The sequence below is a fragment of the Rheinheimera sp. genome (assembly GCF_030690345.1).
In the GTDB taxonomy this organism is placed as follows: Bacteria; Pseudomonadota; Gammaproteobacteria; order Enterobacterales; family Alteromonadaceae; genus Alishewanella.
This window is the reverse complement of record NZ_JAUYGV010000007.1, coordinates 310,030-324,064: the sequence shown is the minus strand read 5'-3', so window position 1 is coordinate 324,064 and position 14,035 is coordinate 310,030. Positions and strand designations below refer to the sequence as shown.

Genomic DNA, 14,035 nt, shown 5'->3' with positions numbered 1-14,035 from the left:
TTTTTGTGTTTTTTTAATTTTAAATAAAAAGATATTAAATATCAGCGATATAAAAAATAATTTTGTCGCAATTCCGGATGTTTTTTAATTACCCAGTACACTTAATGCCGCTTGTGGTCGCTGATTTGCCTGCGCTAATACCGTGGTACTGCTTTGCTGAATTATTTGCGTCCGCGTAAGTTCAGTAGTTTCTCTGGCATAGTCGGTATCGCGAATTCGGCCGCGTGATGCAGAGACATTTTCGCTGATATTGCTCAAATTACGGATAGTGGTAGTCAGTACATTTTGCCAGGCTCCTAAGTCTGTGCGTCCGACATCGATAGCTAAAATAGCCTGGTCCAGCGCTAACAGTGAGTCAGCCGCATCATCAACCCCTAACTGCACTGCCGCCACATTCAACCCGGTAACACCGCTGCCGTAGCCGGCGGATAAATCAATTTCAATTTTTTGACCGGCGTTAGCACCAATCTGAAAAATTACCGAAGGCGTGCTGCCGTCCAGCAGTTTAATACCACCAAATTCGGTATTATCGGCAATATTCTGAATGGAGGCCGCCAGCTCATCATATTCCTGCTGAATTGCTGAAATGTCAGCCGCGGTATTAATGCCATTTTCAGATTGAATAGTCAGCACCCGCATACGTTGCAGGCTGGTGGCAATTTCGTCCATCGCACCTTCAGTAACCTGCACCAGTGACACCGCATCATTAGCATTACGCACCGCCTGGTCCAAACCATTCACCTGGCTGGTCAACACGTTGGAAATTACCAGCCCGGCTGCATCATCCGCCGCGCGGTTAATGCGAAAGCCGGATGTAAGACGCTCAAAGCTGGTACTTAAGCCACCTGTTGCGTTGCTAAGCAAGCGCTGGGATGCCAGTGAAGACTGATTAGTATTGACGACTAAAGGCATAGCACGGTTCCTGGCACAGTAATAACAGCTGTGCATTAAGGTAAAGTTTCTGACTTAATTCTGTATCGGCGGGAAAAGTCTTTTCTTTAGTTTTTTAACTAATATCAAATAGATAAGCCGCCAAAAGGCGGCTTTATCCTGTTAATCAAAATTACTGCAGTAAACTCAACGCGGCTTGTGGCCGCTGGTTAGCCTGCGCCAATACCGTGGTACTGGTTTGCTGCAATATCTGTGTACGGGTTAACTCTGCAGTTTCTTTGGCAAAGTCGGTATCACGGATACGGCTGCGGGCGCCGGAGACGTTTTCAGAAATATTGGTTAAGTTACGGATAGTCGCCTGGAAGCGGTTTTGAATCGCACCCAGATCAGCACGGGTACCGTCAATGACACCGATAGCGGTATCAATCAGTGCTAAGGCCGCTGAGGCACCACCTACTGACGATACACTCAATGCACTTAAACCCAACGCATTAGTACCGTAGCCACCGGTGCGTGACAGTTTAATATCGATATTTTGTCCGGCATTGGCGCCGACCAAAAATGACGCAGAGAAACCGCCGGCTAACAGATTGGTTACGCCAAACTGAGTGGTTGACGCAACACGACTCATTTCGGCTTTTAACGCCGTCACTTCTTTTTGCAGCGCAGCGCGGTCTGTCGAGCTGTTGATGCCGTTTTGCGACTGGATAGCCAGGGTACGGATGCGCTGTAAAGAGTTGGTGATCTCTTCCATTGCGCCTTCTGCCACCTGGGCCAGCGAAATACCATCGTTAGCATTACGCGCAGCTTGGTCCAAACCATTGATCTGGCTGGTTAAGCGGTTAGAAATTTGTAAGCCGGCCGCATCGTCAGCAGCGCTGTTAATACGAAAACCGGATGATAAACGTTTAAATGCCGTATCCAGCGAATTGCCGGAATTAAACAGCTGCCGCTGGGCATTTAGTGATGAAGTATTGGTATTTACATACAAAGCCATGTTAACTCTCCTGATACCTGATTAAACACTAACAGAAGCCACCTTAATGATGATTTTTGCTATATCTTCGTGCTATTTATGTATCGGAAAATAAACAGAAAACTTTAGATAATTTATATAAATAAATACTTAACTATAAAAAACACATCAAAACTAAAAAAGCCACCTTCAGGTGGCTTTTTAACAGGTTATGAATTAACCTTGCAGTAAGCTTAATGCTGCCTGAGGCCGCTGGTTAGCCTGCGCCAATACCGTGGTACTGGTTTGCTGCAATATCTGTGTACGGGTTAACTCTGCAGTTTCTTTAGCAAAATCAGTGTCACGGATCCGGCTGCGGGCGCCGGAAACGTTTTCAGAAATATTGGTTAAGTTACGGATAGTGGCCTGGAAGCGGTTTTGTACCGCACCCAAATCTGCACGGGTACCATCAATGACACCGATAGCGGTGTCAATCAGTGCTAAGGCAGCTGAAGCGCCACCCACTGACGATACGCTCAGTGCACTTAAACCCAGCGCATTAGTACCGTAGCCACCGGTACGTGACAGTTTAATATCGATATTCTGTCCGGCATTGGCGCCCACCAGGAAAGTAGCAGAGAAGCCACCGGCCAACAGGTTCTGCGTACCAAATTGGGTAGTGGTTGCCACCCGGCTCATTTCGGCTTTTAACGCCGTGACTTCTTTTTGCAGTGCAGCACGGTCTGTCGAGCTGTTGATACCGTTTTGCGACTGGATAGCCAAGGTACGGATACGCTGTAAAGAGTTGGTGATCTCTTCCATCGCGCCCTCTGCCACCTGGGCCAGCGAAATACCATCGTTAGCGTTACGCGCAGCCTGGTCCAAACCATTGATCTGGCTGGTTAAGCGGTTAGAAATTTGTAAGCCGGCGGCATCATCAGCAGCGCTGTTAATACGAAAACCGGATGACAAACGTTTAAATGCCGTATCCAGTGAATTACCTGAATTGAACAGCTGACGCTGGGCATTTAATGAAGAAGTATTAGTGTTTACGTATAAAGCCATGATAGTGCTCCCAACTGTTGTTCTGTCGGATAAACCCGTTTGTTGTTCGGGTTTATCACCTGATACTTATGTATCGGAACCGGCAGCGGAAACTTGAATATTTTTTGCAGAATTTTATATTAGTAGCGCCGGAGGCCTTACCCGGCGCTGCTTGCTTAGCGGATATAATCGAACAAACTTACCCCGGACACCTTAACAAAGGTATTGGAAATGGCTTCCAATGCTATTTCCTGCTTGGTGATTTCGGTCAAGGCGGCGGCGTAATCGACCTCTGATAAATCCGCGCGGTAAGACTTATTGTTAATCGTCAAGTCTTCATTGGTACCAAACACACTGTCCAGCACATTTACCCGACCACCAATAGTTGACAAGAAACTATCAATATTCGACGCCGAGGACGTAACCTGGGTAATAGTGTCACTGATGGCTTCGTTAAACTCAAAATTTGTCAGGCCCGGAGTTTCCAGCGCGGTAATAAACTCACCTATGGTCGTAAGAATATTTTTCTTTTCCGGCGCTTGCAGCGAAAAGTCTATCTGGCCGGGCACGGCAGCCGCACCACTTACCGTGATGGTTAAACCGTTAAATTGTATCGGCGCATCGGCAACAAAAGCGCCGGTTACCGGTGGCACCAGAGCAACACCGTTTTGCAGAATTTCATAATTTGACGGTGCTGTCAGCGCCACGCTGAAATCATTATTGGCTGGCGTCAGACTGTCGTAAGCTTGTTTGTAAAAGGCATCAAACTGACTTTGGTCTGCAACTGAAACTTCAGCTGCAGTGGCGCCACCGGCACTGATAACGGCTGCTGTTGTTTTAAACCTGGCATCGACATTTTCGAACACCATTTTGCCACTGTCATTGCCGGGCAGCGCTATGGTAGGTGATATTTGCAGTGCTTTTTGGCCATCATCACCCTGAAACTCATAAATGCCGGTAGCCTGATTAAAACTGTAACTTTGTTTTTTGTCCTGAAAGCCGGAAAAAATATAGCCGCCTTCAGCATTGCGGGTATTCATTAAATCCAGCAATTCTACCTGAATGTTTTTCAGCTCCTGCGCCACAGCCTTTTTGTCATTTTCAGTATAAGCGCCGTTACCTGATGCGATGGCCAGCACCCTGGCGCGGTCAATTGAGGTGCGCATATTAGTCAGCACGGTTTCTTCCAGTGCCAGATTATTTTTTAACAGCACACTGTTGTTTTGAAACTGCGCCACCTGTTCCAGGTTTTGATCTAACCCCAGCACCTTAGCCGACGCTGCAGGGTCATCCGCCGGTGTCAAAATACGCGTTTGTTTGGTCAGTTGATCCTGAGCACGGTTCATCTTGCTCTGGGTGTTTAATATGCCGTCTAAGCCGGCATTAAACTTCATGTTAAAAGATAATCTCATCACTACCTCACTGCCGCTAATAAGGTGTCAAACACCGTTTGCGACGTTGAAATGATCCTGGCCGCGGCCGCATAGGTTTGCTGAAACCGCACTAAATTAGACGCTTCTTCATCCAAACTTACACCAGACAAGGATTCATACCAGGCCGTGGTTTGCTCCAACAAGGCCTTGCCGGCTGCTTCGTTATTACGCGCCTGATTAGTGCGCTCGCCAATTAAGCTGACCATGTCGCCATAAGACTGATTAAAACTGACCGAGTTAACCCCACCCGGTACCGACAACGGATTTAACCGCGTGGTTTGCGCAGTTTGCAGTGCCGACAACGCCAAACCATTACGGTTATCATTAAAACCACCGTCGTTAAAGCTGATATTAAAGGTATCACCGATAGCCGGTACGCCGGTAACCGAAAAATCAAAACCGACATCAATACCCGCCTGGGCAAAAATATCCTGATACTGATTTGAACCAAAAGCTGCCGTTGCGACCGGGTTACCCAGGTTATCTACTATTTCAAAGGTATCGCCACCGGTATACGTCATGGTCCAGGGGCCGTTAATTAAGCCAGACGGTGTATCAAAGCCATAATCAGGCAAGGTTGCCGGCGTAGTATCAGTTACCGTTAAGCCTTCAACCTGAGCATTGCCTAAATTTGTTACGCTAAACTCTGTACGTACCGGCGAAGCCAGGGCGATATCTTCCGGCCGCGTTGTCGCCAGGTTTAGGGTTCTGGATGCGGTACTCAGCGGTTTTAATTGAAACTGATCGCCTACCGCCGGTGCGCCGGTGAGGGTAATTTCCAGCCCGTATAAGTCGCCACCGGCATCTGCCGAACTGATAGTGGCAGGGAAGCCGCCTACCGGCACCACTTTATCAGAACCGGTAATAACATTACCCTTTATATCAATAGCCTGGATCCTTACCTGGCCAGCTTCAACCGTAAGCAAAAAATCATTCGGTGGTAAACTCTCACCCTCGCCCTGCTCAATACCTACCGTAACAGCACCGGTACCGGCATTGCTTGATAAGGCAAAGCCACTGCTTACCGGCAAGGTAAACAAATTACCGCCAATTTCACCGTTAAGGTTCATGCCCAAACGGTTTTGACTGTTCATGGCATCCGTCATCGACAGCGCCAATTGCCCGAGCCGGTTTTGCGTTGGTACCAGAATTTCTTCTCTGAATTTCAGCAGGCCACCGATTTTACCACCCAGGGCCTCTATATCGATATCACGTTCAACACTGGTGCGCCCTGCCAATTGCAGCTTCAGATCGCGCTGTGAAGGGTCAGGATCGCCGCGCAGTGTCATCAGATTAAACTGGCCGCGCTCAACCACTAAGGACTGCCCGGTGCCGAGAAACACCAGCTTCTCGCCATTGTCTGCATCCAGGGTGCGGATCTCCACCATTTCCGCCAGGTTTTTAATGGCCAAATCGCGTTTATCCAGCAAATCCAGCGGCACCGGCCGGCTGTTGCCGGTACCAAATGAGGCAATTTCGAGGTTTAAATCAGCAATTTGCTTAATGTAACCGTTGGTTTCACTGGTATAGATATCCAGTTGTTGATTAACAAAGTTTTCCTGATCCAACACCAGACTGGACAAGGTAGAGAATTTATCCAGCAATGCCTGCGAACTACCGATAATCAGTTGCCGGTTGGCCAGGGTGGCCGGTTCATTGTTAGCAATTTGAAATTGCTTAAACAGGTCATTAATGCCGGTAGCAATACTGTTAGCCGGGTTAGAAAACAACGCATCGACGCGGTTGGCTTCGGTAACATACTGTTGCGCATAGCTATAGTTAGACGTATCGCGACGCAGCTGTTTTAACGTAAAGTCACTGACCAGACGCTCTGTAGTGCCCTTACCCACCCCAAGGCCGAGAATTTGCGATTCAAATTCGGTGCGCTGGCGCACATAGCCTTCAGTATTAATGTTGGCAATGTTATTACTGGTGGTGTTGAGTAAGGTGCTGTTAGCCAAAATGGCCGACGTGCCTATTCTCAGTAAATTGTCTGACATTGCTCTCTCCGCTGGCGCCGCTATGCTGCGCCCATTCAATTATTAATCGGCGCCAACACTGCTTTCTTGAGCATCATCTTGCTCTGAGCGTACCTGTTGCATCACAGGACTTTGATATACGGCCATAATTTTTTGCGCATAAGCCGGGTCGGTGGCATAACCTGCTGCCTGCAGTTGCTCAAAATAAGCTTTTGCATCTGTCGTTACCTTTACCGCGTCCTGATAGCGCGAACTGCCACTGATAAAGTCTACATAGTCCTGCAAACTGTGCGCCGGTGAATCATAGGCGCGGAATTTGGCTTGCTCTTTTTTCGCCACACCACCGCGGTACTCCAGCGTATCAACCACCGCCGTTTGCCCTTGCCAACCGTTGTTGGCCTTAATACCAAACAGGTTAAAACTGTTTTCGCCCTGCGCCGTTTTTATCATACGTTGGCCCCAACCGGTTTCCAACGCGGCTTGCGCCACCAGAGCCAACGGATCCAGCCCCAGCGCTTTGGCGGTTTGCCTTGCCGCCGGCAATAAACTTTTGACAAAATCGGCTGGGCTGGCCACTTGCCAGCCGGTGCTCTCTTGTGCGGCAGCACCGGCAGCTTCTGCTGATATATCTGCTGCGACAGGCGCCGTCTGTACGGTATTTGCTAACGCTGTAACGGCGTTAGCTTTGCGCGCCGGCAGAATATGCGTTGGCATCTGCAGTGTTTTTTCCGCTTTTTCTTCCGGTTTTGCACTGCCACCCAGTGCCGGGCTTAATTGCTGCACCAGCAAATCGGCCAGGCCCAAAGCGCCTTTTTGCGCTAAATCGGTGGCCATTTGGCTGTCATGCATATCACGGTAAAACTTGGTGGTTTGGCTGTTCATCATGCCGTCTACTTCAAAGCCGGCATTGGCTTTGCGCATACTGCTGAGCAACATACCAAAAAAAATCGATTCGAACTGCTGTGCTGCCTGACGTAATGCCGCTTTTTCATCCTTAGCCGAATTGCTGCTGATTTGCTGCAGGCTGGCAAGGTCATGATAAGACACATTGTTGGGCGTCAGGCTCATATCAGATCACCACCAATTCGCCATGAATAGCACCGGCTTCTTTCAGCGCTTCCAGGATGGCCATTAAATCACCGGGCGCGGCGCCTACGGCATTAACCGTGCGCACTAAATCATCCAGAGTTACGCCAGGGTCAAACTTAAACATACGTGATTGATCCGGCCGTACATCAATAATAGTGTTCTCTTCAATGGCCGTCTCGCCACCGGCTAAAGGCCCCGGCTGCACTACACGCGGGTTTTCCGCAATAGTTACCGTTAAGCCGCCATGGGTTACCGCTGCAGGAAACAAACGTACCTCTTTGCCGATAACAATAGTGCCGGTACGCGAATTAATAATAATTTTGGCGGAGTGATCGCCTGGCTCAAAACTCAGGTTCTCCAATGTAGACAAGTAAGACACGCGCTGGTTGATATCGCGCGGCGCCCTGACCTGTACCGAGGTAGCATCCATCGAGTAAGCGGTTTCCGGTCCCATAAAACTGTTGATGGCTTCAGCCAACCGCTTGGCGGTGGTAAAGTCAGACCGTTTTAAATTAAAGGTAATAAAGTCGCCCTGAGCAAAGGGCGAAATAACTTCGCGCTCAACCATGGCGCCGTTAGGAATACGGCCGACAGTAGGCGTATTAACCAAAATACGTGAGCCGTCCAGGCCCTCGGCGCCCAAGCCACTGACAATCAGGCTGCCCTGAGCCACGGCATAAACATTACCGTCCAAACCGGTTAAAAAAGTTTGCATTAAGGTGCCACCACGCAGGCTTTTGGCGCTGCCGACGGAGGATACGGTAATATCCAGACTTTGACCGGGCTTGGCAAAAGCCGGCAACTCCGCATGCACGGCAACGGCGGCGACATTTTTAATTTGCGCTTTCATATTGCCCGGCAAAGTAATACCAAAATTGCTTAGCATGGTGCGAAAGCTTTGCTCGGTAAACGGGCTTTGTTCACCGGTGCCGGGTAACCCCACTACCAGGCCATAGCCTACCAGTTGGTTACTGCGCACGCCCTCAACGTCAGCCACATCTTTAATACGTGCAGCATTAACCGGGCTCAGCGCCAGTAGTAACAGCAGCGACAATAACGGATACAATATGCCTTTCATTACATCTCTCCTAGAAAGGCCACAGCGGGCCGTTAAAGAACCGGCTTAGCCAACCGGGAGACTGGCCACCGTGTGTAGCCCCGGTGCCACTGTATTCAATGCGGGCATTGGCAATTTTGGTCGACTCTACGGTGTTGTTCACATCGACGTCAGAAGAACGGATCACCCCGGTTAAGCGGATATATTCTTTACCGGTATTTAATGTCAGCCATTTTTCACCGCGGATCACCAGGTTGCCGTTGTTCAGTACCTGTAATACGTTAACCGAGATATCACCGACCAGGCTGTTACTTTGGTCCGCCTTGGCATCGCCTTTGTAATCTGATGACGAGTCGGCACCAAATTGCAGTACGTTGCCGGCTGCCGATACATTTCGCCCACCAAGGCCTATGATTGGCTCAAACGAGGCTGAACTGTCTTTTTTCATTTCGGTCTTGGCGTTTTTGCTGGCTTGGGTGCGCTCTTTTAACACCACGGTAATAATGTCGCCTTCGTGCCGCGCTTTATTATCCGAATACAGGCTGTTGGAGTGATTTTGCGCAAACAGCGAGCCGTTTTGCACCAGCGGCCGCGACGGCGGCTCAGGCATTAACGGCGCAAAGTAAGGATCGTCGGCCTGTGGCTCCTGCAATGACGCGCAGCCTGCCAGCAATAGCACACAACATCCGGTAATAATGCGTAACATAAAGCCTCCTGTTACAGCTGCTGAATAGCAAAGCCAAGCATTTGGTCTACCGACGAAATCACTTTCGAGTTCATCTCATACACCCGTTGGCTCTCAATTAAACTCACCAGCTCTTCGGTAACATTCACGTTTGAGGTTTCCAGCGCGCCCTGCACAATAATGCCAAGGCCTTCCAAACCGGGAATACCCTGCACCGGGTCACCACTGGCACCGGTTTCGTTAAACAAGTTCTGCCCTATAGGCTCTAAACCGGCCGGATTAATAAAGTTGGTTACCGTAAGCTGGCCCAGTACGGCCGGTTCGCCTTCGCCCGGTAATTGCACTGACACCTGGCCGTCTTGCGATACCGTAATGCTGCGCGCATCCGGCGGAATAACAATGTTTGGTTGTACCTGATAGCCGGCCCCCGAAGTCACCAGGTTACCTTCGTCATCTACGGTAAACTGGCCATTACGGGTGTAGGAGATGGTGCCGTCCGGCATCAGGATCTCAAAAAAACCATGGCCCTGCACCATCATATCCAGGCTGTTATCCGTAGTTAACATATTGCCTTGAGTAAAGTTTTTCTGCGTTGCCACCACCTTGGTACCGGCACCAATCATTAAACCGTTGGGTAGTTCCGAGTTCTGTGAAGACGCACCGCCCGGCTGATTAACGTTTTGATACAGCAAGTCTTCAAATATCGCACGGCTCTTTTTAAAACCTACCGTACTGGCATTGGCCAGGTTGTTTGAAATAACCGAAATATCACGCTGTTTGGCGTCTAAACCGGTTTTACTGATCCATAATGCTGGATGCATGTGTGCCTCCCGGGGCCTGAGCCCTTTGCTTATTCAGCTAATTAGCCGACTATTCTGAGTAACTGATTTTGCTGACGATCCATCTCTTCAGCGCTTTTCATCATCTTTACCTGCAGCTCAAACTGACGCTGCAGACTAATCATATAAGTCATCTCGCCTATCGCATTGACATTGCTGCTCTCAATAGCGCCTTTGAGCAGGCTGACATCCACCGCGGCTTCCGCAATCTGGCCGTCTTTACGCCGGAACAGGCCATCGTTGCCTTTTTCCATCTCGCTGTTCAGCGGCCGCACCAACTTAATTCTGCCGGCCGGCAAAATAGCGTCAGCCGGAGCGCCTTGTGGCAATACGCTAATGGTGCCATCAAGTGCTATCTCCACTTTTGCCAGCGGCACCGGCAACTGGATCGGGCCATCATCGCCCATTACCGGCAGGCCGGAAGAGGTTTCCAACATACCGGTGGCACTGATCTGTAAATTACCGCCGCGGGTGTAGGCTTCGTTACCATCCGGTGCCTGCACAGCCAGCCAACCATCGCCCTGAATGGCAACATCCAGCTCGCGCTCAGTCATAATAATTGCACCGGCGTCAAAGTTTTGACCTGGTTGCTCAGTCAACGAGAACACGCGGGTGGGCAAACCTTCACCAAAGGCCTGCATTGATCTGGCCTGCTCAAAATCGGCTTTAAAGCCAACAGTACCGGTATTGGCCAGGTTATTAGCCCGCACCGCTATACTGTTCATATTTTCTTTGGCACCGCTCATGGCGATATATAACAGACGATCCATCACGTGCTCCGCAGATAAAATCTATGTATTTTATCTAGCAATAAACAGGCCAAAAAAAAGACCTGCATAGTGCAGGTCTTGTTAAAACACGTTTTTCAGTTACATCGCAGGAGTACTGGCAGCATATGTGGGATCAGAACCACCTAAATACTCATCAATATTACTATAGCCATCGCCATCACTATCTATAAAGGCATCGTTATAATCATTGTCAGATAAATTGAAATATTCTTCGTACCAGGCAGGCAAGCCATCAGCATCAGCATCATCAACAGCACCCTTTATAAGCTCAAACGTGCTTTGCGTAAAAGCTGAGTTTCTTACATGCCGGTTATGAAATCTCACACTCACGTTAACTTGTTCAAAATCTGTCGGATTATCAGGTGTTTTTACCAAAAATAATTTGCGGTTACGGTTACTGCAATTGTCCGACAACAGCCGTTCTGCAACCCTGACACCATCAACTGTCCTTATGCCATTAACCTGAAACGAGCAATCAACCACAGTAGCTGTATAACTACTTGAGAGTTTAAACCCCACCAGTGCCGGGTAAGCTTCATCGCGGCGGAACATAAAAGACTGGGTCGCATAGCTGCTTGGCCCCATAGAGCTATTCTTAGACTGATAATCCGATAAAAAGGCAGGCTGAGTAGGCTCCACCGGCTCTTCAGGTTCCTCCGGCTCAACGACCTCTCCGGTATCTACTGTATCTGAAAAACGAAACCGGCTGCTGAAGCTGTAATTTTTTGCAGTGCTAGCCGGCAGCTCGCTATCAAAGTACTGCAGCGCAACTTCCACCCTCAGTCCGGTGCTAGCATCAACAGACGGCGATAAAACACGGGTATCATGCCCCTCGCCTTGACAGAATAAATCTTTAATCCGCCTGCCATCAGGATGAAAAACCCGTATTTCACAGATAATGAACTTACTATCAGACGACGGTGTAGCACTAACAATAGTGAGGTTAGCAAAACCCGGCTGCGGGGCAATATTAAACTCTCTGGTTATCGTAGCAGCCTTATTATATAAGGTGTAATTATGAGTATTAACAATATCGACAATCTCTTCAGCTTTTACTGCCAAAGCAGATAAAAAAGAAGTAACTAATATTAAGTACCTGATAAATTGCATAAAACCTCCTATTTAAAGAAACAGGAGGTTAACCAAAACAGAAACAAATGACAATTAAATAAATATTAAAATTTAATTATCGGATCTGCAGTACGGTTTGTTGTAAGGTACTGTTAACTTCCAGTGCCCTTGAGTTCGCCTGGAAGTTACGCTGCGCGCTGATTAAATCCACCAGCTCGGTGGTCAGGTTAACGTTAGACTGCTCCAGTGCCGAGGCATTAATAGCACCAAAGGTATTGGTATTGGCCTGGCCGCCGATAGGCTTACCGGAAGTAATAGTCTGCTTCCACGACGTATTACCTACCTGCTTTAAACCCTGCACATTAGCAAAACGTACCATAGCTACCTGGGCCAGATAAGCCGAATCACCATTACTGTAACTGGCCAGCACGCGACCAAAGGCATCAATATCTACCCCGGTTAAGCTACCGACTGTAGTACCATCCTGGCTTAAGCTGGTAGGGTCAAAATCCCCGGCAACTTGCGTCGGTAATTTGGTATTCGCCGGGTCACGGAAGTTAACCACTATATCCGCCTGATACTGCGCACCGTTATCCAGATAACCGTTTAGCGGGTCGTTCAGTACAGCAAAAGGCATTGTTAGTGTCGGTGCCGGCGGCGTGAAAACCAGGTTACCGCTTGAATCGAAGACTAAGTTGTCTCCCTGGAACGGCGCTGCAGTTACATCATCCCATACCACAAAGGTTTCCCATTCGGAGTTTGCCGGTGGCACGGTAGTTGTGCGGCGAAAATACATGGTAGCAGTATGAGACTCACCCAAGCTGTCATACACCGTTATAGAAGTAGAATTGTTATAGGTTCCGGAATCAGTGGCATCAAACGGCAAAGCATCTGTTGGATCCAGTCGTGAGTCCAAATTCATATTGATAAAAATATTGTTCGTTGCCCTTGGCGCACCAGCAGTGGTGGGTATGGTAATCGGCTGTGCAGTACTTAAACTGACGGATTGGTTATCACCCGTCAACGAGTTAACGGCAAAGCCCTGCAAAAAGTTGCCGTTATTATCAACAATAAAGTTGTCCTTATTTAATTTAAACGCACCGGACCGGGTATAGGTTAAATCCCGCGATTGCAGATCCGGGGTTAAGGCAAAAAAGCCTTCGCCGGTAATCGCCATATCCAGCGAGTTATTGGTAAATTGCAGCGAGCCCTGGCTAAACTGCTGCGCCACCACAGAGGTAGTTACACCATCACCTACTTTAGTGCGGCCGGAGGCAAAAATGGATGTGGCATACACATCGGCAAATTCAGCCCGCGACTCTTTAAAGCCGGTGGTATTAACGTTGGCAATATTATTCGCCGTAGTATCCAAATCTTTCTGTGCTGCGGCAAGGCCGCTTAGTGCGATATTAAAACTCATAATTCACCTCAGCTCACTGTTAACCGTAAGAAACTTCTAACACATCACCTAATTTCACGGCGCCAAGGCCAATCAGGTTTAACATAATTCCGCCACCGGTACCGTTCATGCTAACGCTGCCTACCGGGGTATAGACATTCACCGGCAAACTGGCATTGGTGCCGTCGGCATAACTGACATCTACTTTAATTTTATAGACACCGGCGTTTACCCTGTCGATAACCTCCTCATCATCGCCATCAGCAGGTATCTCATCACCTTCTGCATTGCTGCCACCAGATGACGCGCCGGAGCCGGTATGGGTACCATCCCAAACAAATTCGTTTTTACCCACTTTTGGGTTTTCTACACTGAATGTTTGTACCAGCTCGCCAGCTTCATTTTCGATACTGATTTTCATCCTGGTCGCCGGCTTATCCAACTCGATATTGCCGCGGGCTAAGCTTTCACCGGTAAACACAATTTCATCTGATTGTGTCAACACACTGCGGCCAACCAAAGACGAGGCCTGCAACGCCTGGTTTGACGACATGCTCTCGGCGAAGCCTTTAAAGCTCTCGTTCAAAGATCCTATACCGTCGGCCATGGTAAAGTTGGTCATTTGGGCAATCATCTGATCGTTTTCTACCGGCTTGGTCGGATCCTGAAACGCCAGTTGCTGCGTTAGCAAAGCAAAGAAATCTGACTGCGTTAAAGCACCGTTATTTTTCTCCGGTGTTTTGTCTTTGTTATCCCAATACATGCCGTCAAGGGCAGTATTGTTATTTACGTTAGTGGTCAT

General features: G+C 48.7%; 13 protein-coding genes. All 13 read right to left on the bottom strand.

Annotated features, from left to right (window positions below; genetic code table 11):
• Positions 1 to 84 precede the first annotated feature (84 nt).
• Positions 85 to 912 carry a flagellin gene (locus tag Q8O77_RS12295; RefSeq protein WP_305553372.1) on the bottom strand — a complete coding sequence of 276 codons (828 nt, stop codon included), beginning with the start codon at positions 910 to 912 and terminating at the stop codon, positions 85 to 87.
• A 151-nt stretch (positions 913 to 1,063) separates the two neighbouring features.
• The gene (locus tag Q8O77_RS12290; protein ID WP_305553369.1) at positions 1,064 to 1,888 is read right to left on the bottom strand and encodes a flagellin; all 825 of its coding nucleotides are present in this window, start codon (positions 1,886 to 1,888) and stop codon (positions 1,064 to 1,066) included.
• Between the two features lie 195 nt (positions 1,889 to 2,083).
• Positions 2,084 to 2,911 carry a flagellin gene (locus Q8O77_RS12285; RefSeq protein WP_305553366.1) on the bottom strand — a complete coding sequence of 276 codons (828 nt, stop codon included), beginning with the start codon at positions 2,909 to 2,911 and terminating at the stop codon, positions 2,084 to 2,086.
• Positions 2,912 to 3,066: 155 nt separating this feature from the next.
• Positions 3,067 to 4,302 carry a flagellar hook-associated protein FlgL gene (gene flgL, locus Q8O77_RS12280; protein ID WP_305553363.1) on the bottom strand — a complete coding sequence of 412 codons (1,236 nt, stop codon included), beginning with the start codon at positions 4,300 to 4,302 and terminating at the stop codon, positions 3,067 to 3,069.
• A 2-nt stretch (positions 4,303 to 4,304) separates the two neighbouring features.
• Positions 4,305 to 6,323, bottom strand: coding sequence for a flagellar hook-associated protein FlgK (gene flgK / locus Q8O77_RS12275; protein WP_305553360.1), 2,019 nt, complete (start codon positions 6,321 to 6,323; stop codon positions 4,305 to 4,307).
• A 42-nt stretch (positions 6,324 to 6,365) separates the two neighbouring features.
• Entirely contained in the window at positions 6,366 to 7,370 is a 1,005-nt protein-coding gene (gene flgJ, locus Q8O77_RS12270) for a flagellar assembly peptidoglycan hydrolase FlgJ (protein ID WP_305553357.1), read from the bottom strand.
• Between the two features lies 1 nt (position 7,371).
• The gene (locus Q8O77_RS12265) at positions 7,372 to 8,469 is read right to left on the bottom strand and encodes a flagellar basal body P-ring protein FlgI (protein WP_305553354.1); all 1,098 of its coding nucleotides are present in this window, start codon (positions 8,467 to 8,469) and stop codon (positions 7,372 to 7,374) included.
• 10 nt (positions 8,470 to 8,479) lie between these two features.
• Entirely contained in the window at positions 8,480 to 9,154 is a 675-nt protein-coding gene (flgH, locus tag Q8O77_RS12260; RefSeq protein WP_173500569.1) for a flagellar basal body L-ring protein FlgH, read from the bottom strand.
• 11 nt (positions 9,155 to 9,165) lie between these two features.
• On the bottom strand, positions 9,166 to 9,954 hold the full coding sequence (gene flgG / locus Q8O77_RS12255) for a flagellar basal-body rod protein FlgG (RefSeq protein WP_305553350.1): 789 nt from the start codon (positions 9,952 to 9,954) through the stop codon (positions 9,166 to 9,168).
• Between the two features lie 41 nt (positions 9,955 to 9,995).
• A complete protein-coding gene (locus Q8O77_RS12250; protein WP_305553347.1) occupies positions 9,996 to 10,742 on the bottom strand; it encodes a flagellar basal body rod protein FlgF in 747 nt (248 codons plus the stop codon).
• Between the two features lie 99 nt (positions 10,743 to 10,841).
• On the bottom strand, positions 10,842 to 11,873 hold the full coding sequence (locus tag Q8O77_RS12245) for a hypothetical protein (RefSeq protein WP_305553344.1): 1,032 nt from the start codon (positions 11,871 to 11,873) through the stop codon (positions 10,842 to 10,844).
• Between the two features lie 76 nt (positions 11,874 to 11,949).
• Positions 11,950 to 13,254 (bottom strand): flagellar hook protein FlgE, encoded by a 1,305-nt coding sequence (gene flgE, locus Q8O77_RS12240; protein ID WP_305553341.1) that lies wholly within the window; start codon positions 13,252 to 13,254, stop codon positions 11,950 to 11,952.
• A gap of 19 nt (positions 13,255 to 13,273) precedes the next feature.
• Positions 13,274 to 14,035: a flagellar hook assembly protein FlgD gene (locus Q8O77_RS12235; protein ID WP_305553338.1), complete on the bottom strand. Its 762-nt coding sequence runs from the start codon at positions 14,033 to 14,035 to the stop codon at positions 13,274 to 13,276.